This window comes from Halobacillus naozhouensis (assembly GCF_029714185.1).
GTDB classification, from domain to species: domain Bacteria; phylum Bacillota; class Bacilli; order Bacillales; family Halobacillaceae; genus Halobacillus_A; species Halobacillus_A naozhouensis.
This window is the reverse complement of sequence record NZ_CP121671.1, coordinates 1,817,316-1,838,997: the sequence shown is the minus strand read 5'-3', so window position 1 is coordinate 1,838,997 and position 21,682 is coordinate 1,817,316. Positions and strand designations below refer to the sequence as shown.

At 42.1% G+C, this 21,682-nt stretch carries 25 protein-coding genes; 9 read left to right on the top strand and 16 right to left on the bottom strand.

All coding sequences use genetic code 11. From position 1 onward, the window contains the following. Positions 1-51: 51 nt before the first annotated feature. Positions 52-333 (bottom strand): Fpa/YlaN family protein, encoded by a 282-nt coding sequence (locus tag P9989_RS09715; protein WP_079529716.1) that lies wholly within the window; start codon positions 331-333, stop codon positions 52-54. Between the two features lie 83 nt (positions 334-416). Next, a complete protein-coding gene (gene glsA, locus P9989_RS09710; RefSeq protein ID WP_283078558.1) occupies positions 417-1,349 on the bottom strand; it encodes a glutaminase A in 933 nt (310 codons plus the stop codon). An 86-nt stretch (positions 1,350-1,435) separates the two neighbouring features. Between glsA and P9989_RS09705 the strand changes: the two genes are divergently transcribed. Then, the gene (locus P9989_RS09705; RefSeq protein WP_283078557.1) at positions 1,436-1,933 is read left to right on the top strand and encodes a hypothetical protein; all 498 of its coding nucleotides are present in this window, start codon (positions 1,436-1,438) and stop codon (positions 1,931-1,933) included. Positions 1,934-2,021: 88 nt separating this feature from the next. Continuing rightward, the gene (locus P9989_RS09700) at positions 2,022-2,603 is read left to right on the top strand and encodes a YhcN/YlaJ family sporulation lipoprotein (RefSeq protein WP_283078556.1); all 582 of its coding nucleotides are present in this window, start codon (positions 2,022-2,024) and stop codon (positions 2,601-2,603) included. A gap of 56 nt (positions 2,604-2,659) precedes the next feature. Here the strand turns inward: P9989_RS09700 and P9989_RS09695 are convergent, their stop codons facing one another. Next, positions 2,660-2,956: a hypothetical protein gene (locus P9989_RS09695; protein WP_283078555.1), complete on the bottom strand. Its 297-nt coding sequence runs from the start codon at positions 2,954-2,956 to the stop codon at positions 2,660-2,662. A gap of 136 nt (positions 2,957-3,092) precedes the next feature. On the opposite strand from P9989_RS09695, the gene P9989_RS09690 reads away from it, so the two are divergent. Continuing rightward, positions 3,093-3,296 carry a YlaI family protein gene (locus tag P9989_RS09690; protein WP_283078554.1) on the top strand — a complete coding sequence of 68 codons (204 nt, stop codon included), beginning with the start codon at positions 3,093-3,095 and terminating at the stop codon, positions 3,294-3,296. A 45-nt stretch (positions 3,297-3,341) separates the two neighbouring features. On the opposite strand, the gene P9989_RS09685 is transcribed toward P9989_RS09690, so the two are convergent. Further along, positions 3,342-3,719 (bottom strand): YlaH-like family protein, encoded by a 378-nt coding sequence (locus P9989_RS09685; RefSeq protein ID WP_283078553.1) that lies wholly within the window; start codon positions 3,717-3,719, stop codon positions 3,342-3,344. 149 nt (positions 3,720-3,868) lie between these two features. On the opposite strand from P9989_RS09685, the gene P9989_RS09680 reads away from it, so the two are divergent. Further along, positions 3,869-4,036, top strand: a complete 168-nt coding sequence (locus P9989_RS09680) for a DUF5325 family protein (RefSeq protein ID WP_283078552.1) — start codon at positions 3,869-3,871, stop codon at positions 4,034-4,036. A 30-nt stretch (positions 4,037-4,066) separates the two neighbouring features. On the opposite strand, the gene P9989_RS09675 is transcribed toward P9989_RS09680, so the two are convergent. Both P9989_RS09675 and P9989_RS09670 read right to left on the bottom strand, forming a co-directional pair. Beyond that, positions 4,067-4,876: an inositol monophosphatase family protein gene (locus P9989_RS09675; RefSeq protein ID WP_283078551.1), complete on the bottom strand. Its 810-nt coding sequence runs from the start codon at positions 4,874-4,876 to the stop codon at positions 4,067-4,069. Between the two features lie 211 nt (positions 4,877-5,087). Continuing rightward, on the bottom strand, positions 5,088-5,276 hold the full coding sequence (locus P9989_RS09670; RefSeq protein WP_283078550.1) for a hypothetical protein: 189 nt from the start codon (positions 5,274-5,276) through the stop codon (positions 5,088-5,090). Between the two features lie 166 nt (positions 5,277-5,442). Here P9989_RS09670 and P9989_RS09665 point away from each other — a divergent pair, with 166 nt between their 5' ends. After that, positions 5,443-6,078, top strand: coding sequence for a YktB family protein (locus P9989_RS09665; protein WP_283078549.1), 636 nt, complete (start codon positions 5,443-5,445; stop codon positions 6,076-6,078). Positions 6,079-6,124: 46 nt separating this feature from the next. Here the strand turns inward: P9989_RS09665 and P9989_RS09660 are convergent, their stop codons facing one another. Beyond that, positions 6,125-6,400 carry a UPF0223 family protein gene (locus P9989_RS09660; RefSeq protein WP_283078548.1) on the bottom strand — a complete coding sequence of 92 codons (276 nt, stop codon included), beginning with the start codon at positions 6,398-6,400 and terminating at the stop codon, positions 6,125-6,127. Between the two features lie 15 nt (positions 6,401-6,415). Continuing rightward, a complete protein-coding gene (locus P9989_RS09655; protein WP_283078878.1) occupies positions 6,416-7,372 on the bottom strand; it encodes an NAD(P)H-dependent flavin oxidoreductase in 957 nt (318 codons plus the stop codon). Between the two features lie 423 nt (positions 7,373-7,795). On the opposite strand from P9989_RS09655, the gene P9989_RS09650 reads away from it, so the two are divergent. Beyond that, a complete protein-coding gene (locus P9989_RS09650) occupies positions 7,796-9,265 on the top strand; it encodes an aminotransferase class I/II-fold pyridoxal phosphate-dependent enzyme (protein WP_283078547.1) in 1,470 nt (489 codons plus the stop codon). Between the two features lie 138 nt (positions 9,266-9,403). Here the strand turns inward: P9989_RS09650 and P9989_RS09645 are convergent, their stop codons facing one another. Together P9989_RS09645 and P9989_RS09640 are read right to left on the bottom strand one after the other, a co-directional pair. Next, positions 9,404-9,517 (bottom strand): GapA-binding peptide SR1P, encoded by a 114-nt coding sequence (locus P9989_RS09645; RefSeq protein WP_283078546.1) that lies wholly within the window; start codon positions 9,515-9,517, stop codon positions 9,404-9,406. Positions 9,518-9,708: 191 nt separating this feature from the next. Then, positions 9,709-10,581, bottom strand: coding sequence for a polysaccharide deacetylase family protein (locus P9989_RS09640; RefSeq protein WP_283078545.1), 873 nt, complete (start codon positions 10,579-10,581; stop codon positions 9,709-9,711). A gap of 144 nt (positions 10,582-10,725) precedes the next feature. On the opposite strand from P9989_RS09640, the gene P9989_RS09635 reads away from it, so the two are divergent. After that, positions 10,726-11,793: an aromatic acid exporter family protein gene (locus P9989_RS09635; RefSeq protein WP_283078544.1), complete on the top strand. Its 1,068-nt coding sequence runs from the start codon at positions 10,726-10,728 to the stop codon at positions 11,791-11,793. 32 nt (positions 11,794-11,825) lie between these two features. After that, the gene (locus P9989_RS09630) at positions 11,826-13,358 is read left to right on the top strand and encodes a glycine betaine uptake BCCT transporter (protein WP_283078543.1); all 1,533 of its coding nucleotides are present in this window, start codon (positions 11,826-11,828) and stop codon (positions 13,356-13,358) included. Between the two features lie 363 nt (positions 13,359-13,721). Here the strand turns inward: P9989_RS09630 and lpdA are convergent, their stop codons facing one another. The 5 genes from lpdA to P9989_RS09605 form a co-directional block, all read right to left on the bottom strand. Next, a complete protein-coding gene (lpdA, locus tag P9989_RS09625; RefSeq protein WP_283078542.1) occupies positions 13,722-15,131 on the bottom strand; it encodes a dihydrolipoyl dehydrogenase in 1,410 nt (469 codons plus the stop codon). A gap of 3 nt (positions 15,132-15,134) precedes the next feature. Beyond that, positions 15,135-16,454 carry a dihydrolipoamide acetyltransferase family protein gene (locus P9989_RS09620; protein ID WP_283078541.1) on the bottom strand — a complete coding sequence of 440 codons (1,320 nt, stop codon included), beginning with the start codon at positions 16,452-16,454 and terminating at the stop codon, positions 15,135-15,137. Between the two features lie 28 nt (positions 16,455-16,482). Beyond that, positions 16,483-17,460 (bottom strand): alpha-ketoacid dehydrogenase subunit beta, encoded by a 978-nt coding sequence (locus P9989_RS09615; protein ID WP_283078540.1) that lies wholly within the window; start codon positions 17,458-17,460, stop codon positions 16,483-16,485. Positions 17,461-17,463: 3 nt separating this feature from the next. Beyond that, positions 17,464-18,546, bottom strand: coding sequence for a pyruvate dehydrogenase (acetyl-transferring) E1 component subunit alpha (gene pdhA / locus P9989_RS09610; protein ID WP_283078877.1), 1,083 nt, complete (start codon positions 18,544-18,546; stop codon positions 17,464-17,466). Between the two features lie 414 nt (positions 18,547-18,960). Continuing rightward, entirely contained in the window at positions 18,961-19,674 is a 714-nt protein-coding gene (locus P9989_RS09605; RefSeq protein ID WP_283078539.1) for a YkyA family protein, read from the bottom strand. Positions 19,675-19,856: 182 nt separating this feature from the next. Here P9989_RS09605 and def point away from each other — a divergent pair, with 182 nt between their 5' ends. Further along, positions 19,857-20,411 carry a peptide deformylase gene (gene def, locus P9989_RS09600; protein ID WP_283078876.1) on the top strand — a complete coding sequence of 185 codons (555 nt, stop codon included), beginning with the start codon at positions 19,857-19,859 and terminating at the stop codon, positions 20,409-20,411. Positions 20,412-20,461: 50 nt separating this feature from the next. Here def and P9989_RS09595 read toward each other — a convergent pair whose 3' ends face one another. Next, positions 20,462-21,238, bottom strand: a complete 777-nt coding sequence (locus P9989_RS09595; protein WP_283078538.1) for a Cof-type HAD-IIB family hydrolase — start codon at positions 21,236-21,238, stop codon at positions 20,462-20,464. Positions 21,239-21,682 lie beyond the last annotated feature (444 nt).

Here is a 21,682-nt window from a genome sequence, read left to right as displayed (position 1 = left end):
ATACAAAAAAACTCAAATTACAACAAATACGTCGCAATTTGAGTTCTTTCGTCACGAATTCTGAGCAGCTTCATGTAAAACATTGAGTTGTTTTTCTAAGTTATCCAGTATAGCTTTGCCTTCCTCTTCACTGATTAAGTGCAAGCGCACAGCAAAATGTATCTCACGTGACAACCCAAACATTTGTGTATCTAGAACTTCCTCATATAACGGACACTGAGGCATAGTCAAGTTGTCCATTTGTACTTTTATTAATCGTAAAATTTTATCAGCATCAGCTTTTAGAAGGGCGTAGGCCTTTTCACGATGATCCACAGCCACATCAGACAACATTAAGATCCCCTCCAGTAACAAACTTTCTTTTATTAATAGTATCGTTTCATTTAAAAAATTGCAACTAACTATTGGGGATTTGACTAAAAAATCGAAAGGTCGTAGCGGTTCGACAACATTTCAAGCAGTTTCAACCCAACGACACTATTACCTTTTGAATCAAGGGCCGGCCCATAAACAGCAATGCCGCCAAAACCGTTAAGAGAACCCATCACGCCGCCTGATACACCACTTTTAGCTGGTATACCTACTTTAATGGCAAACGAACCAGAAGCATCATACATTCCGCACGTGACCATGAACGTTTTGCATATTCTGGCAAAGTGCTTAGGAATAATTTGTCTGCCTGAATTCAAATCTCGGCCTTCATTAGCAAACAGTGCTCCAATCTTTGATAAATGCCGCACATTCAGTTCAACAGAGCATTGCTTTGTATAGGCATCGAGTGTCTCTTCTACACTTCCTGTCACCACTTTATGCTGCTTTAAATAATAGAGCAATGAGCGATTTAAGAATGCCGTTTCGAATTCAGAGGAAGCCACTTCACTGTTAAACCGAATTGAATGGTCATCTGTCATTTCATGGATGAAGCTAAGCAGCCTGCCAACTTTCTCGTCCGGGGTCTGACCGTGAATCATATTCGAAACAGCCAGCGCTCCAGCATTAATCATCGGATTAAGCGGTTTTGAAGGCCGATGTTGTTCCAGTCGATAAATCGAATGAAACGGATCTCCGGTCGGTTCCATCCCAACGCGTTCGAAAACATAATCTTCCCCATTATCAATCAAGGCGAGAGCCAGGGCGATGACTTTCGAAATACTTTGCAAAGTAAAACAGGACTCAACGTCGCCGGCATGGACGCAATCACCGTCTAAATAATAAATCGAAACGGCTAAGTCTTCCGGATCTTGTTTCGCCAGTGCCGGTATATAATCAGCAAGCTGACCATCATAGGCGAACGGTTTGACGTTCTCAAGCCATTCTTCCAAGGTAGTCGTTGATATTTTTTCCTCCATAAGTAACCCTCCCAGAAATGAAAACTTTCTCATTTTTTGCTATGATTAATAAGGCAAGATTTTTAATAGGAAAGGTGGCGCATCACTTGATAGTACAAATATCAGGTCAGGTGAAATTCCCAATTACCCTTGATCCAACAGTCTGGATTTTCGATGACCGAAAACTTACTTATGATGAAGTGTTCCATAATTCACAAGCTTCTTCCCGTGAAGAAGAAGCGGAAGACGAGTTAAAAAGAAAATCACTACGCTTCGATCGTGAAATGTATCAGCAGAAAATCAACCCGCCGGTGAACAAAAGCCTCACGCGAGCGGAGAAAGAACTCATAAAAACAGAAACTTTTTTAATGCCTATCAAACCATTCATTCATACGAGTGAACCGGACCCGAAAGTGACTTCTGCTGTGTTAGTAACAGATGATGGAGACCATTCAATTGACGCTGACGAGTTAGGCGAGTCGCTTTTATTATTCTCAAAAGCAGGAAAACCATTAAAAGAAGATGGACCAGTCCACCTGTATTTCAAGGATGGGTCCAATAAAGATGCTCCTATTACAGGGATTAAAAAAATAATTTTTGAATGATGACAAAGGGACAGCGGGCAAGCTGTCCTTTTTGCGTATAAAACACTCACATTAACCACAAGCTAATTAAAAAAAGTGAGTGTTTCGTATGAAAACAATACTATTAATAATCGGCCTGCTCTGCTTGTCCGCATGCCAGCAGACAGGTGAAAAGCAATTGCTTCAAGAGGATCAGGGTGGCAACTCGGAAATGAAATATGTAACTGATTCAGATCCAGTCGAGCAGCCAAATATGTCCAATCAGAAAACAGCTAGTCACTTAGCCAAAATAGCCGTTGAGGAACCTGGCGTTCATGATGCCACAGCAGTTGTTCTTGGATCTTATGCAGCAGTCGGTATCGATGTCGATAAGGACCTGGACCGTGCACGTGTCGGGATGATTAAATTTTCTGTAGCCGAAGCCCTGAAGCATGACCCCTATGGGAAAGAAGCAATCGTAATTGCGGATGCAGATGGTGTCGAACGCTTGCGCGGGCTCGGTGAAAAAATTTCACAAGGACACCCTGTCCAAGCCATAACCGAAGAACTGAGCCAAATCGTCGCTCGTTATATGCCGGAACGACCGATAGAAGATCAGCCTGAATCTCAGGATCCAAACAAAGAATCTGTTCCTAAAGAAGATAAGGAAAAGATTAAACAACTTCAAGAAAAGCAATCTAAAGAACAGTAATCAATGTCTGCCTTTCAAGTCCGCCCATGACCAAAAACAGCTAAATCCATATGGATTTAGCTGTTGCTTTTTTCTAAAATTTCCCGCTCTTTTTCAGTCAGTTCATTATAGTATTGGACGCCAAATTGGGATCCCTCAGAAACCATTTTAGAATTTTCCATGTTAGAAACTTCTTCTGGCTGCCCGGCTTCTTCTACAGGCATGTCAGCCTTTTGTCCGTCCTGCATAAAATTAGCCTGTACCGTTTTCGCTTTATCCTTGACTCGCTGACGGTTATCCTCGTCTTTCATAAAATAAGCTAAGGTTCCTCCAGCTGCTGCTCCTACTGCAGTAAATATCCATCGTTTCTTCATCAAATCATCCTTTCTGTTCTACTACCCATTATATTCCCTCAATTCATTCACTTAAAACATGTACACTAAAAGAAAAATGCGTGATTCGGCTAAACATGTTATCATAAAGTCATAGTGGAAGGATTGAGGTGAGGACATGCGTGTAAAATGTGTACTTTGCGATACTATTGAGAAAATTGACAGCTATTCTTTACAGGCGAAACGTTTACGAAACCGCAGGATTCACACGTATATGTGTCCGTCCTGTCACGATCGCATTAAAGAAAACACTGAGAAACGTTTACAAACAGGTAATTTCCGCTTTAATCGGGAACGAAAACGCGAGAAGCATTTATCGTAATACAAGATAGAACAAAGCCCTGACGATTTGAAGTCAGGGCTTTGTTTATGACTGGCGGCTTTCCCGTCCGCTCCGCTCTTTATGAAGCCGTAAGCGGTAGACACCTAGAATTAACGCTGCCACCATTAAACTTTCGGCAATCGGTAAATTCAAGCCTAAAATCAAAGTAAGTATAAAGGTCCCTACAACAAGTACCGCGTACACGACAATCGATTTTGCGAGGGGCAGTTTTCTGGCAAAACCCAGTTTAAATGTAGCAATAGCTAAGGCTACGACTGTTAAATATAAGAGAAAAAACGAGCGAAACAACACAGCGACTTCCGCTTCGTTATCCAAATTCACTTCACTACCCAGTCCCCTAAAAAAGAAGTCAGCCACAGGCCATAAATCTGCAGGCACCGTTAAAGTGGACGTATTCTCCATATGGATGAACCCCCTTTACCATCTTTCTCATCTCCCCATCCATCATACTAAATCATCACTTCCAATGCCACTGTTCTTTTTCTAGATGGTTTCGTTTCCTTTCCAACTGTTTTCTATTATAATGAAAGGGAATGGGGTGAACATAGATCATGAATTGGAATATGTTTGGACTTGCCTTCTTTGTCATTTTATCTTTTGTCCTGGTCGGATTCGCTATCGGTCAGCAGTTGTTCTGGCTGGCCGTGTTATTGTTTCTGGCCGGCTTTGCCATTATGGGCTTTGGCTTATCTAAAAAAAGAAAGCAACAAAACGCATAAGAAAAAGCTGCCTCACCGGGGCAGCTTTTTCTATTGCTTCAAGTCAACAAATTCTCCAATGACATCACTGTGAAGTTTAGGATGACAGGCTAAGATCGTCGTTTGATGAAGCATATCGATATCCTGACCATCCGCTGTCGTCACCGTACCTCCGACTTCCTTTAAAATAACCATGCCAGCTGCGATGTCCCATGGCATGAGCGTCATCGTTAAATAACCATCGATGATTCCCTCAGCCACAAACGCGAATTCTAATGCAGCTGATCCGTAAGTACGCGTGCTTCTTAACGTTTTGACAAGCTCATGGACACCTTTATGGGAAATAAACGGGTTCTCCGGCAGCATCCACGTTGTATTTAAAGCAAAGATCGCCTGTTTTAACTGTTTTTCCTCAGGTAACTGGGCGAGACGATGATGATTTTTATACGCTCCTTCTCCGCGTACAGCTGTGTAGATCGTATCTTCCATCACGTTATAAATAAGACCAATCTCGCCTACTCCATCCTCATATATACCGACAGAGATCGCAAAGTTTCGCTTCTGATGGACGAAATTCATCGTTCCGTCGATAGGATCAATAATCCAAACCGTCCCCTCTAAACTGGTAATTTCATCTCCAAACCCTTCTTCACCAAATACATGGTGATCAGGGTATAGCTTTCTGATCATCCCAGCAAAAAACTGCTCTGTTTCCTGATCCATTTCTGTGACAAGATCATTCGCATTGGACTTTGTTTGAATCGTTCTTGGATCATCGATCGTTTCCCGTATTCGTTGTCCTGCTTCAAGGACCCATTCTTTAGCCTGCTTATATAAGTTTGTTCGTTGTAATTTATCCATCTTGGAAAGCTCCTTCAAATGGTAGTATCCCTATATCGTATCAGATCCATGCATGAACTGCACACAATTAGCAAAAACTAGGAAAGCATCTCTCAGGGATAAAAAGTACGTTCTACCACTTGAAGAGACTACAGTGACAGGTCATGGGATTTTAATAAGAGGCTTTTCGATAGCTGAAGGTGAAAAAGAGCAACGGCTCCGCTGCTCTTTTTTAAGATGACCATTCCAATAACTGTTGACGAAGTTTAGCTAGTCTCACTTTACAGGCGTCGATCTGCTCTTGATCTTGAGCTAGCATTGCATCATGCAAAGTGACTAATTCATAATCAATTTCTAAACGGATGACTGGGAGCCTTTCTTCAGCTTCTTTTTTACGCAACGCTTCCATTACATGTTTCACTGCTCTTTCCTCCCCTTCCAACCCTTACTTATATATATGTCCTAAAGCCCTGTAAGTTTACTCTATAAATAACCCATTTTACTATAATCCAAACCATTTAAACACTTTGCTTAGACATATTCCGCTTATATGATAAACTTCCATTAGAATATAGAGGAGTGAGAACATGAGTGACTTTACAGGTTTCAGTCAAAAAGATTTTGATGTATTTTCCATACCAGGACTTGAGGAAAGGATGGAAGAGTTAAGAGAACGAATCTCTCCTAAGCTTGATGCGATTGCTACGGAGCTCGCGCCTGATGTTACCGCGATGACCGGCGATGAAATGTTCGTCCATGTCGCTAAGCATGCCAGAAGAACAACGAATCCTCCGAATGATACGTGGGCGGCCCTTGCTTCAAATAAACGCGGATACAAAAAGCTTCCCCACTTTCAAATCGGCATGTGGGAAAGTCATGTGTTTATTTGGTTTGCGGTGATTTATGAAAATCCGGTAAAAGAGGCCTTTGGCGAAACGCTGCTTCAACATAAAAAGGAGATCAAGAATATCATACCCGACCATTTCGTCTGGTCAACAGACCATACAAAGCCAGATGCTTTTGTACAGGGAGAAATGAGCGATGAAAAATTTGCGGCCATGTTCACACGACTGACAGAGGTAAAAAAAGCTGAAATTCTTTGTGGGATTCACCTTAGCCAGGATGATGATCAATTAACAGATCCTGATGCGTTTATTCACCTGTGCCGAGATACATTCCAGACACTCGAGCCCCTGTACAGGTATGCTAAACATTCTAATTAAACAAGAAGAACGGCGAGGTTATCAGTAAACCCCGCCGTTCTTCTAGCTATGACATGGTAATCTTCTCACCTGTTGAGGCTGATTTGGCTTGTTTGACCGTGCGATAACAGGAATAGCCAGACTCTTTCTCAAACTTCCCGCAAAGCTGTTTTTCTTCACTTTTTGAAGGCACAATTTGCTTAAATCTCGTATAAGCGAGTAATAACTCATCCTGCTTAACACTTGATTCGTAAGCTTGTTCTACTAATGAGTAAAAATTGACGACATCAATAATTTCTTCTTTTGACCAATAGGTTTCATCTATAGGATAGTTATAACTCATGGTAAAGCCACCTTTCTAGTTAGACCATTTGCCCCGAATCGCTTCAGCTTCTTCTATAATTCTGTCCATTAACTCTGCAACGGAAGGCACATCCTGAATACGAGCAGCGACCTGGCCGGCCCAGGCAAAACCATCCTCTTCGCCTTCATGGATATACCGTTTATTCGCTTCTCCACTAATGTACGACTTTAATCCCTCATAACCTGGAGTGTTTTTTTCCAACTCTAAAATTTGTTCTGTCCAGGAATTTTTCAAAGCCCGTGCCGGCATCCCCAGCGAACGCTTAATCACGACGGTGGAACTCTCATCGGATTCAACGAGAGCACGCTTATAGGTGTCATTTGCATGTACGCATTCTTTCGTAGCAATAAACCGTGTACCCATTTCAATTCCCTCAGCGCCTAACGCTAAAGCGGCCATCAAGCCCTTCCCGTCACTGATTCCTCCTGAGGCAATGACAGGAATGGATACAGACTCAACCACTTGCGGGGTGAGGATGAGCGTACTCGTATCTGCTCTTCCTAAGTGCCCCCCACCTTCGTGTCCCACAACCATCACTGCATCTGCTCCCAGTTCTTCTGCTTTCTCTGCCTGCCGTTTTGCAGCTACTAACACTAGTACCTTAATCGGTGTGTCTTTCACCATATCAATGACAGGTTTAGGATTTCCTCCTGTAACAGAAATAACCGGCACTTCTTCATCGATCGCAACTTGTACCATTTCTTCAAAAGGACGCCCATGCTGACCAATCGCAAAATTAACGCCAAACGATTGACGGGTCAATTGTCTTAATTTATGTATTTCTTCACGAAGTTCTGCAGGACGACCCATACTCATAGCTGTGATCTGGCCAAGTCCTCCAGCATTCGAAACGGCAGCCGCTAATTCAGCATACGCTAAGTGTGCCAATCCCCCTTGTATAATAGGATAAGTAATGCCTAATGTTTCGGTCACACGATTATTCCACTCCATCATTTTATCCCCCTCCTAAGCTTCATCTTACCATGGATCAAAGCAGACTTTCTAGAAAACTGTCTGTCTTTTCCAGCCCCCCTTCTCTTAAGAATAGACTGTTTTCAAAAGGTTGTTGTTTTTGACACAAAAACTATAAACAACGTCATAACATACGGCATCGGAAATACACTACGCTTTCCGCGCGCTTGCGCTGAGCCTCCTCGCTCGCAAAGAACGCTCCCTGTGAGAAGAGCAACAAAATTTACGACAAGAGTTTTTATAAAAGACTGTTGTTTTTTAAAATGACAATAAACTTAAGCAGAACTGGGAGCCATTGATACAAACAATCAATACGAAAAACAGCCTAATATAAAACTAGCCACAACGGCTTTCCTCTGCTATAATTCATTTGCTTTCATGCTTAACGAAGAGGTGATCATCTTGAATCAAAATCTTACTCCATTATTTACCGGGCTCAAGCAGCATGCCGAAAAGAACCCGACTCAGTTTCACATCCCTGGCCATAAAAAAGGAAAAGGGATGGATCAGCAATTTGCCCATTTTATGGGAGACAATGCGCTCTCCATTGATTTAATAAATATTGAACCCTTAGATGATTTACATCACCCTCACGGAATTATAGATGAGGCGCAGAACCTTGCCGCAGAAGCATTCGGGGCCGATTATACCTTTTTCTCCGTACAAGGGACGTCTGGAGCGATCATGACGATGGTCATGAGTGTATGCCAGCCTGGCGACAAAATCATCGTGCCCCGTAACGTTCATAAATCGGTAACGTCTGCCATTATCTTTTCAGGAGCCACACCGATCTTTATTCACCCTGAACTGGATGAGCACTTAGGCATATCACACGGAATTACTCCCGATGCTGTTCAAAAAGCGTGTGACGCGCATCCGGATGCTAAGGCCTTACTCGTAATCAACCCAACCTATTTCGGAATCTCAGCCGACTTAAAACAAATCGTTAAAATCGCCCACACCTTTGATATGCCTGTCCTTGTAGATGAAGCTCACGGTGTCCACATTCATTTTCATGAACGGCTCCCTGCCTCTGCTATGCAAGCCGGGGCTGACTTGGCAGCGACTAGTGTTCACAAGCTTGGCGGAGCGCTTACCCAAAGTTCTGTCCTCAACTTACGTGAAGGACTCGTCTCGCGTGAGCGTGTACAAGCCGTGCTGTCGATGCTGACAACAACTTCTACGTCCTATTTGCTGCTTGCTTCCCTTGACACAGCCAGACGTCAGTTAGCCATAAAAGGGAAGGAACTGCTGGAAGAAGCGATTCGGCTCGCCGATTACGCAAGAAATGAAATCAACAAACTCACGCCACTCCACTGTCCAGGAGAGGAATTACTAGGAAGCAATGCGACGTTTGATTTTGATCCAACCAAGCTGATTATATCCGTGAAAAATCTGGGATTGTCAGGGTATGATGTTGAAGTCTGGCTCAGGGAACACCATCAAATCGAAGTAGAACTATCAGATCTTTATAACATTCTATGTATTATAACTCCCGGGGACGAGAAGCAGGAAATTCACCGCCTAATAAACGCCTTAGAAGAACTGGTCATAAGCCACCCACTGTCCTATGAGTACAAGCATGTACCTGTTCAAGTGCCCGAAATTCCGTTATTGGCCCTAACTCCCCGTGACGCTTTCTATGCGGCTACGGAGATTGTGCCCTTTGCAGAATCAGTAGGGAGAATTAGTGCTGAATTCATTATGGTCTATCCGCCAGGCATCCCAATCTTTATCCCTGGTGAAATTATTACGGAAGATAACTTGCATTATATTCGTGAAAATGTCAGAGCAGGCTTGCCTGTTCAAGGACCAGAAGACGATACATTAGAAACACTCCGAGTTATTAAGGAACACAGAGCTTTTCAATAAAAAAAGTGCCGCTCAAACCCGAGCGGCACCTTTTGGATGAAGAGTAGAATTTTCTAAAGTAAAATCTTTGTCAGAAAAATTTAGAGTTCGGAAAACAAAAAATCCACTCTCCCTCAATTGGAGGAGTGGATTTTTTTGCTACTTTTTCTTCGCTTTATTGCAAGAAGGACACTTACTATAAAGGGTTGACACCTTTTCATTCTCAAAATGCTCGATAACCTTTTGACAGTCCTGACATACGATTGTACCCATATTGTATCCCCACCTTTTTTTGTAATCGGTTTCACTGTATGTTTATTTTAATATGACACAATAAAAAAATCAACCCCAAAAGTATAACTTTTTTATAAATGTGTCATACTAATAAATTCCCCCTTTAGTTTACGAATTCCCGCAATAAAAAAGAACCAAAGACAACCTTTGTCTTTGGTTCCTGCTGTGATTTAAGGTGTTTTGATTAAGGAAGGATCCAATAGTTCATACCCTTTCTCTCTTAGACCCTCCACGATTTCCGGCACTGCTTTCGCTGTCCATTCCCGATCATGCATCAACAAATTAGCTCCGTTGTAGAGAAGTTCTGTATTTACCATGATGTCTGCTAATCGTTGTGCATTCTGATATTCAGTGTTCCAATCATACCCGTACGTCCAATTCATAACGAGCATCCCTTCTTCAGCTGCCAGCTGCTTGGAATACTCCGTGTTCTGTCCATGTGGAGCCCGGAAGAACTGCGGGCGCTCGCCAATAATTTCTTCTACCTTATCATTAAGGCCGACGATTTCTTGCTTTTGCTGCTCCTTCGATATCGTGGCCAGCGAAGTATGAGTTGCCGTATGGTTTCCGATTGCAAAGCCGAGCTCATGAATCTGTTTTAAAACCTTCTTCTCTTCACGAGTATCCAGAAAATGTCCATTTACAAAAAAGATGGCCGGAGCCTCAAGCTCCTTTAATGTCTCGGCTATTTCCAATGCATGCTCATCCGGGGCGTCATCAAAAGTAAGCAAAGCAACTTGTTCATTAGCATCATTAATCGGTTTAAATGACCACGTTTCCGTAATTTCATATTCTGGCTCCACAGCATTCGCCACTACTGATTCATCTTCAGCGGCGTCCGCATTTTCCTGTGACTCCTCTTTATCCTTTAGTTCTCCAGCATTCTCTTGCTCAGCTTTCTTATCCTCTCGATCTTGTTCAGCAGTTTTTTCACCTGTTTCTGACGTCTCTGGCTGCTTACTTTCCTGTGTTTCTTCAGCCTGTCCCCCCGTACAAGCTGTAAGTACCAAGGCCAACAACAATAACCCTAACGTTTGTTTCATAAAAAAAAGACCCCCAACTGTTATGTATTTCCACTTTCTATATTATAGTATATTGTTTTCCATTTTTACTATCGTTTTGATAAATTTTAAGATATAATTACACATTGTGACTTAGCAACCACTTGAAAGCTAAAGGTGATAAGAATGCTCAAACCTTTGAAAAATTTCAATTTATTAGGCGGTCGGACAATTAAAACAGGCGTTTCCGTGTTTATAACCGCACTTATTTGTGGTTTTTTTAATTTCCCGGTAATTTTTGCAGTCATAACGGCGATTGTTACGATCGAACATACTGCTGCAGACTCAATCAAAAAAGCAATGGTACGTTTTCCTGCCTCAGCAATAGGGGCTTTATTGGCGACAAGTTTTTATGCCCTCTTGGGAAAAGAAGCTATAACCTATGCTCTGGCGGCTATGCTAACGATAGCCATCTGTCACAAACTTAAGCTGGATGATGGAATTATTGTTGCTACCATTACAGCAACAGCCATGATTCCAGAATTTCATGATCATTATTTTGTTTCGTTTATTACCAGACTGGGTACTACATCTATTGGTATCGTCGTCTCAACTTTTGTTAACTTTTTCCTTTTGCCGCCTAACTATTTTCCTATTATTAATAAGAATATTAACGAGCTTTTTACTCATTCGTCACAGTTAACGATTCGCATAATTTCAAGCACTAAGGGAGATTCTAACGAAAAGACTCGCAATATTTCACGATCTTATCGTCAGTTAACAGCAAAACTGGAAAAAGCGTTTCAATTGTCGCAATATCAAAGGGAAGAGTGGAAATATCACCGCCATACAATTGAGCAAATGAGTGCCTTCCAGCTTTCACAAAAAAAGCTGGCTGCTCTTCAACAAATAGCTTACCACCTAGGCAATTTACAGTATGCACATGTTCAACCTGATGATTTTAGTACAGAAGAAAGAACCCTCCTTAAGGGAATTGTCCAGTCCTTTGCGGAGACGTTGGAAAATCAGGAACACAAAATTGGCGAAGACCAATATGAAAAAGTTGAGAAGCTCGATCATCTATTTTGGAAGTGGAAGGAGTTACATGTGGAGTACTCCGACAAAACTAAACGCCAGCTTCCACCACAAACTATTCTTATGTATGAATTACTTAGTTTCCATGATGTGTTGGAGGAGTTAGAGAGAATATGTGCCCAGTACGAGGAGTCTGTAGTATCAAGTGGTTCAACGTAAGACTTCATTAATTTAAGAAAGGAATGATTATTGTGAGACAGGCATCTAAAGTGTTTTATATCTCTTTAGTTATATCCGCCCTTTTTATCATTTGGGGTGTAATTCCTAAAGATGTATTGCCAACATGGAATTTATCCAATGTAACCTCTAATGTACAGGCCTTTATTACCGACAAATTTGGATGGTTCTACTTACTGTCGGCTACCGGCTTTTTAATTTTTGCCATTTACTTAATTTTTTCTAAATACGGAAAGCTTAAATTAGGAAAACCGGATGATGAGCCTGAGTATTCGTACATTACTTGGTTTGCTATGTTATTTAGTGCAGGAATGGGAATCGGACTCGTATTCTGGGGAGCAGCCGAACCTCTTTCCCACTTCCATACAACCCCTGTTCCTGGCATGGAGCCAGCTTCTCAGGAATCTGCAAGAGCTGCCATGAAATACAGTTTCTTTCACTGGGGATTACACCCATGGGGAATTTACGCCGTACTGGCATTGGCGCTAGCCTACTTCAAATTTAGAAAGGGAGCTCCAGGTGTCATCAGCGCAGCCCTCGTCCCTCTTTTAGGTGAAAAACGGATTAAAGGCGGCCTTGGGACCTTTATCGACTTTATCGCTGTATTTGCTACAATTTTTGGTGTAGCCACTTCTCTTGGTTTAGGTGCTTTACAGATCTCAAGCGGTCTTTCCTATTCGATTGACGGCCTTGAAGACACATTTAGTCTGCAATTAATCATTATTTGCGTTGTTACCGTACTATTTATGACCTCGGCCATGACCGGTTTGAATAAAGGGATCAAGTATTTAAGTAATGCCAATATCGTTTTAGCTTTATTACTTATGTTCTCGCTGTTATTAATCGGTCCAACCGGCTTTATCATGGATTACTTTACACTCACTCTAGGTTCATACGTGCGTGATCTTCCTTATATGAGTTTCAGACTGACACCATTTGTAGAAGACGACACTTGGATCAAAGGCTGGACAATCTTCTACTGGGCCTGGTGGATTTCCTGGGCACCGTTTGTCGGAACATTTATTGCCCGAGTATCCAAAGGTAGAACGATTAGAGAATTTATTTCTGGTGTATTATTAGTGCCAACAATCTTTGGTGCATTATGGTTCTCTGTATTTGGCGGTACTGCCATTTCATTAGAATTCTTCAATGGTGTTGACATTATCTCTGATGTCCAAAACCTTGGTACAGAAGTAGCCCTATTCTCCACGCTGCAACACATTCCGCTAGGCGGAGTCATGACAGTGATCGGATTGTTGCTTATTAGTACTTTCTTTATTACATCTGCCGATTCTGCTACCTTCGTTCTAGGAATGCAGACTACCCACGGCAGTCTTAACCCAAACAACCAAGTGAAGTTTATATGGGGACTAATTCAAGCGGGCGCTGCAGCCGTATTATTATGGCAAGGCGGTCTGACAGCCTTACAGACAGCAGCAATTATCGCGGCCTTCCCGTTCACATTTATTATGATTCTCATGTGCTTCTCGCTTATGAAGGAATTTAAAGCGGAAGCAAAAAGCATAGGTCTAAAGAAAAAAAATTAGACAGCTTTACAGCCAAAGGTAGTAAAGAAAATAATGGACAGCGCCCCGTATCACGAGTCGAGTGATACGGGGTGCTTTTTTTAGTCCTCCCTCAATTGAAACTATTTATAGACGCCTCCTTTAATCAGTGTCCGAATGCCCTGACAGTACCACGGTAAGCAAATGAGACACATGTAAAGAAGATAGGAAGCTCAATCGTCATGTGAGACAGGTGTTATGGTCTTCCGAGTCCTTGGACTGTTTGCGCCGAACGGGACCGTACCCTCAGCTAAAAAAATAACCCACGCTAAGATGCTTATTACTTTCCGGCCACATAAAAAAGCCCCCGACTCTAATTAAGAGTCAGGGGCTGATGATGGCTGCTTACTTAACAATGTGGATAGGTTGTCCCATCGCTACTTCAGCTGCTTCCATTGTAATCTCACCTAGTGTTGGGTGCGCATGAATGGTTAGAGCTAAGTCTTCAGCAGTCATGCCTGATTCAATTGCAAGACCAAGTTCAGCAATCATATCACTCGCATTTGGACCAGCGATTTGGGCGCCAATGACCAGACCATCGTCTTTACGCGTAATCAGCTTCAGGAAGCCGTCACTGTCGTTAAGAGATAGTGCACGTCCATTTGCCGCGAACGGGAATTTAGATGCTTGTACATCATATCCCGCATCCTTCGCTTCTTGCTCTCTATAACCTACAGAGGCTAATTCTGGTTCTGAGAATACGACTTCAGGAATTCCAAGGTAGTCAATTTCAGATTTCTCACCAGAGATTGCTTCAGCAGCAATTTTACCTTCATAAGAAGCTTTGTGAGCAAGCGGTAATCCTTCTACAATGTCACCGATCGCATAAATGTTATCGATGTTTGTACGGGATTGTTTATCAGTTTGAATGATCCCTTTATCACTCATTTCAATTCCTAGTTCTTCAAGGCCGATTTCATCTGTGTTAGGGCGACGGCCGACTGTTACAAGAACGTAATCAGCTTCAATGGATTTCTCCTCACCTTTAACCTCATATTTAACCGTTACGCCGTCTTTAGTTTCCTCAACACCTTGTGCCATCGCGTTAGTAACGACGTCGACGCCTTTTTTCTTCAGACGACGTTTAACGAGAGTGGACATTTGCTTCTCGAAACCGCCAAGAATATCTTTTGTGCCTTCAAGAATGGTTACTTCAGTATCGAAGTTAGCGTAAGCTGTACCTAGCTCTGTACCGATGTATCCCCCGCCAATAACAACAAGTTTCTTAGGAACTTCTTGAAGAGCAAGAGCTCCTGTAGAATCTAGTACACGGTCAGAGAATTTAAAGGATGGAAGCTCGATTGGACGAGATCCAGTCGCAATGATGCAGTTGTTGAATGTGTACGTTTGGGAGTTCTTTTCATCCATAACGCGGACCGTGTTTTTGTCCACGAAGTAAACTTCTCCTTTTACGATGTCTACTTTGTTGCCTTTAAGTAGTCCTTCTACACCGCCAGTCAGCTTGTCAACAACGCCGCCTTTCCATTCTTGTACTTTAGAAAAGTCAACGGTTGTGTTTTCAGACTGAATCCCCATATCATCTGCACCTTTTGCGTGGTCAAAACGATGACTTGCTTGAATAAGTGCTTTGGAGGGTACACAACCAACGTTCAGACAAACACCACCTAGGTTTCCTTTGTCTACAATCGTAACTTTTTGACCTGTTTGTGCGGCACGGATGGCGGCAACATAACCGCCGGGACCCGCGCCAACAACTAATGTGTCTAATTCAATTGGAAAATCTCCTACTACCATACTTTACGCCTCCATCATGATTAATTGTGGATCGTTCAGTAAACGCTTGATGTTATTCATTGCATGCTGTGCTGTAGCACCGTCGATCATACGGTGGTCAAAGCTTAATGAAATAGCCAGCACTGGAGCAACAACAATTTCCCCATCACGCACAACTGGTTTTTCAGCAATACGTCCAATACCAAGGATAGCTACTTCTGGGTGATTGATAACCGGAGTAAACCACTGTCCCCCAGCTGAACCAATATTTGTAATGGTTGTAGATGCACCTTTCATTTCAGCAGAAGAAAGTTTACCGTCACGAGCCTTCACAGCTAACTCATTCACTTCACTTGAAATGGAGAAGATTGATTTACGATCTGCATCTTTCACAACAGGAACAAGTAAACCTTTATCTGTATCAGCTGCAATACCAATATTATAATAGTGTTTTTGAATAATTTCATCCGTTTCGTCATCTAAAGAAGTATTTAGGACAGGATATTTCTTCAGTGTTGAAACGAGAGCCTTCACGACATAAGGAAGGTATGTCAGTTTAATGTCCTGCTCGGCAGCAACAGCTTTGAATTTCTTACGGTGAGCCACAAGCTCTGATACATCTACTTCATCCATTAGCGTAACATGTGGAGCGGTATGTTTAGAGTTAACCATCGCTTTAGCGATTGCTTTACGCATTCCACTCATCTTCTCACGCGTTTCAGGATAAGCTTCACCAGCTGCCGGTGCTTCTTTAGCCGTTGTCTCTTCTGTTGCTGTTTCTTCAGCTTGTTCTTCAGATGCTTGTGTTTGTCCACCATCAAGGAAGCTGTCCACATCGTCTTTGAGTACGCGGCCATTTTTTCCTGACCCTTGTACTTTACGGATGTCAACTTCGTTATCACGTGCATATTTTCTCACAGATGGCATAGCGATAACCCGTTTGTCTTCATCTACATCGCTGTCATCAGCTTGTGCTGCAGGCTGCTCGGATTTTTCTTCCTTCTTGTCCTCTTTAGAAGGAGAAGCCTCTTGTTTGTCCTCTTTAGGTTCTTCTTTGGATTCCTCTTTCGATTCTTCTGCGGAATCATCGCCGCCTGTGTCTTCCGAACCATCATCAATGGTAATGATAACTGTACCTACAGTGGTTGTTTCTCCTTCATCAACATGGATCTCTTTAACAGTACCATCTACTTGGGAAGGAATCTCAACTACTGCTTTGTCATTTTGTACTTCGCAAAGCACATCGTCTTCTTTTACTTCGTCACCGGGTTTGACGAACCACTTGGCAATTTCACCTTCGTGGATCCCTTCACCGATATCGGGCAGTTTAAATTCGAACGCCACGGTTATTACCTCCTAATAGTAGAGATGATTAAAAGTTCATTACTTTATTTACTTTTTCAACAATATCGTTGTGGTCTGGAAGCCATACTTCTTCCGCTTGTGTAAAGGCATATACGGTATCAGGTGCCGTCACACGCAGAACTGGTGCTTCAAGGTGCAGGATGGCTTTTTCCTGAATCTCGGAAACGACATTTGCAGCAATACCTGCTTGTTTCTGAGCTTCCTGAACCATAACCGCATGATTAGTTTTCTCAACAGAAGCGAGAATAGTCTCATAATCTACAGGACTTACAGTGCGCAAGTCAATCACTTCTGCACTCACGCCGTTTTCTTCTAATGCGTCAGCCGCTTTCAAGCAAGAGTGAACCATAGCTCCATAAGCAATAAGTGTCACATCTGTACCTTCACGCTTAACATTAGCTTTACCAAGATCTACTGTATATTCTTCCTCAGGAACTTCTTCACGGAATGAACGGTACAGCTTCATGTGCTCTAAGAAAATGACCGGATCATTATCGCGGATCGACTGGATCAGAAGACCTTTGGCGTCGTATGGATTGGATGGAATAACAACCTTCAAACCAGGCTGTTGAGCCATTAATCCTTCTAGACTGTCAGCGTGAAGTTCAGGAGTATGCACACCGCCGCCGAAAGGAGAACGGACTGTAATCGGCATGTTTTTCGTGTTACCTGTACGGTAGCGATAACGAGCCATTTGCCCGCTGATAGCATCCATCGTCTCGTAAACAAATCCGAAGAACTGAATCTCAGGAACGGGACGGAAGTCAGTAAGTGCAAGACCAATGGACAAACCACCGATTCCTGACTCAGCTAGTGGTGTATCGAACACACGGTCTTCGCCGAACTCATCTTGAAGACCTTCTGTTGCACGGAATACGCCGCCATTTTGGCCAACGTCTTCACCAAAGACGAGCACGTTCTCGTCGTTCTTAAGTTCTGTGCGCATCGCGTCTGTGATGGCTTGAATCATTGTCATTTGTGCCATGATCTACTTCGACTCCTTTTCCTTATATTCTTCCATTTGCTCTTGAAGGTTAGATGGAAGTTCTTCATACATGTTACCGATAAGATCGGTTACTTTTTGTTTTGGAGTATTGTCTGCTTCTTTGATGGCAGCTTTAATTTCAGATTTAGCGTCTTCAATCACTTTGTTTTCTTCCTCTTCAGACCAAAGACCTTTTTCTTCAAGGAATGTACGGAAACGAACAATCGGATCCTGTTTCTCCCATTCGTTATCCATATCTTCTGTACGATATCTTGTCGGATCGTCCCCTGCCATTGTGTGCGGTCCATAACGGTACGTTAAGGTTTCAATTAACGTTGGGCCTTCTCCATCAATGGCACGTTTGCGGGCTTCTTTAGTAGCGGCATATACGGCAAGAACATCCATTCCGTCAACTTGAATGCCTTCAATACCCGCTGCAACAGCTTTTTGTGCAATTGTTTCCGCAGCGGACTGTTTCTCAACCGGTACAGAGATCGCGAAGCGGTTATTTTGAACAACAAAAATCGTTTGAGCACCGTAAGCGCCGGCAAAGTTAATTCCTTCGTAGAAGTCACCTTGAGAAGCACCGCCGTCACCTGTGTACGTGATCGCTACTGCATCTTTTCCACGCTTCTTATAGCCAAATCCTACACCGGCAGCCTGCGTAATTTGAGCGCCAATGATGATCTGTGGACTAACAGCATTGACTCCTTCAGGCATTTGATTCCCTTTAAAGTGACCACGAGAAAAGAGGAATGCCTGCGTTAACGGAAGGCCATGCCAGATTAACTGTGGCACATCACGATATCCCGGCAGGATGAAATCTTCTTTTTCCAGGGCAAAATGGCTTCCTAATTGGGAAGCTTCTTGACCGGCAGTTGGTGCATAGAATCCAAGGCGTCCCTGTCTGTTAAGGGCAATAGAACGCTGGTCTAAAATTCGTGTATACACCATGCGGCGCATTATTTCTTTTAAATCTTCATCAGATAGGTCAGGCATCGCATCTTCGTTTACGATCTTACCTTCTTCATCAAGGATTTGAAACGTTTCGAATTGGTTTTCGATACTCTCAAGAACTCGTTTCAAAGTCACTCACCTCTTCCTTTCTCCATTTAAAATAGATGCTGTTGAGTAGCATTCCCAAAACTCCGAAAAAAACTGTACCTATTTGCTCTACTACGGTTTACCCTGAACACATCTCGATTAATCATAAACGCGAAATTAGTCAAACTGTTATATTGTCAAAGCAATGTTTACTGGTACAATAATATTTTCATATGTAGTTTAGCTCAACAGGACAGGGTTCGTCAAACACTCTGCAACAAATTGGTTACCACTGGTGAGCATTCACTGCCATATATAAGAACTTTCCTTAAAAATGAAATATACATTCGGCTGTACTATTATTATTTTAAGGCTGTATTAATTTTACTTTTTTTATAAGAAGGATGCAAATAATTTTATTCAGAACAAAAGCGACCCTTTCATTGGGTCGCTTTTCTATTCTGCTTCTTCTGATTTATTTTTATTATCCTTAGATTTACTCTCAGCGGAATTCTCATAGGCCACATCGAGTCCAACCGCTTCATAAAATTGTTTTTTGAGTTCATTATACTCTTGTGTATATTTATTGAACTGCTTATTAGCTTCGATCACAGCGCTGTAACTTTCATTGATACTTTTCACTTGCTGTTGTAGTTCTTCTTGCGTTAAATCCTTCTGCTGAAGCATTTTATACAATTCCTTATCTAAATTGAGCGCCTTCTGATAGGCTTTATATAAATCCTGATAAGCGTTATAACGTTTATTCATCGTTTCCACGAGTTGCTCAGCTATTTTTTTGGCTTCGGCTTTCTCTTCGCCAAAATCGTCAATTAAAGGTTTAATTTTATCAAATTCCTCTTTGGCAGCGTCAATGCTTTCTTTTTCCAGCTCCAGTTTTTCTGCACGCTCTTCAACCAGTGCTGCCGCTTCCTTAGACAATTCCTTTATTTGATCAAACTCGTCCATACTTAAGTCAATAATTTGATTGTATAACTGCTGTTCCTGCTCTTCTAATTTCATAAGCGGTTCTTGCTGCTCCCGAAACTTATCCTCAAGCGATACCGCTTTTTCTAAATGCTCATATATTTTCTCCGAAGCCGATTGGCCTGAGCACGCGGACAAAATAAAAATCGTTGCCGCTAGCAACGAGAAAATCTTCGTGAAACGCACAATTCATCCCCCTCTAACTGGTGTCTTGATACCTTTTTTATCATATGTACAATAGTATAATAAATAAAATTAAATTGAAAGGTTTCTTTTTCTTTCCAGTTTTTTAATAACCATAAGCATTGACATTTCTATGTTAGAATGAAATACGAATTAGATGATGGTGTTCAGAAAGGATGAATTGGATGATTACAATGGACGATATTATACGCGAGGGGCACCCTGCCCTTAGAAAAGTAACCGAAAAAGTAGAAATTCCACCAAGGGAAGAGGATAAACGAATTCTTGAAGATATGTTGGAATACTTAAAGAATAGTCAGGATGAACAGGTTTGTGAGCGGTATGGCTTGCGCCCCGGGGTGGGGCTGGCTGCCCCGCAAATTAATGTCAATAAGAGAATGCTTGCGGTTCATTTTACAGATCTAAATGATAAGTTCTACAGTTACGGTTTATTTAACCCGCGAATTATCAGTCACTCCGTGGAGCGCACCTACCTATCGTCCGGAGAAGGATGTTTATCAGTTGACAGGGAAGTTCCCGGCTATGTTCCGAGATATCGAAGGGTTACAGTGAAAGCTGTTGATCTGGAAGGAAACGAAGTAAAACTGCGTCTGAAAGATTATGCAGCTATAGTCTTTCAGCATGAAATTGACCACCTTCATGGCATTATGTTCTATGACCACATTGATCAGGAGCAACCATTTAAAGAACCAGAAAACGCCAAACCTGCTGACGCATAAAGAATGCGAATACGAAGTAAAAGAAACGCCCGCTTACGCAGGCGTTTCTTTTACTTCGATAATAAGTTAATGTCATAGATCGCTTTCACAAGTCCATCCTCGTCAACGTCCGCTGTGATATGATCACTGACAGCTTTTGTTTCATCCACGGCATTGCCCATCGCCACGCCAGTGCCAACCTCGCGAATCATTTCTATATCATTCAGTCCATCGCCAAATGCATACGTATCCTCAATGTTAAGCCCGGCCGCGTCAATTAATTGCTTAATTCCTTCTGCTTTTGAACCGCCTTTAGGCAGGACATCACAGGAATAGGGATGCCAGCGAATAAAGTCAAAGGCATCATATTTTGACTCGTAGTATTTCAGCTCATCCCCTTCACAAAATAACAGCGACTGATAAATTTCTGAATCATTATAAAAGGCTGCATCAATTGCTGGGTACTCAAAGTGCAGGGATGCAAGACTTTCCTTAATGTACATTTGTTCACGGTCTGACGCTTTCATTTCATCCTGATTCATAAACACCATGGGATGGTTATTTTCTTCCGCATCCATGTAGAGTTTTTCTAAGTCATCTTTCGATAGCGGATTTTTATAGACTGGATTGCCTTCAAAAACCACGTACTGTCCATTAAAACTAACATAAGAATTAATGCCCAGGGTTTCCCTCAACTCTTCATACATAAATGGAGCACGCCCTGTCGCGATCGCACAGTATACCCCTTGTTTTTGTAACTCCTTCACTGCCTTAATCGTACTCTCTGGCAGCTTTTTGTTATGATTTAACAACGTCCCGTCTATATCAAAAAAAGCGATTTTTCCCATACCAATCATTCCCCTCATCACAGATTAAACATACAAGATACATAAAATACTTTTAACCACATACTGCGCTGGCTATACTTTAGCATGAGTGGATATAATTGAGAAGAAAAACGAAAGATATTCATAATTCGTTACTATTTTCGGAAACATATTTGAAAATGATGAAAGGTAATTGTTTCATTCTGAACGAAACCGTATTATACTAAAGTTAACAGGGATTGGGCGGTTTAACGTTTTTTGCTGACTTTCTTCATCACGAAAGGAGATGGCTCATATGATGAAGCGTCTTAGAAGAAAGCTTAGAAAACGTTGGAAAAAACTTTTGGAACGAAAAACATACGCGTAAATATCCAATAGTCATATGGCGGAGTGTGACTGATTCAACCTTGGAATGTATTCCCACATTCATAACAAACGTGCTATCATAATCAACAGAATGATCGA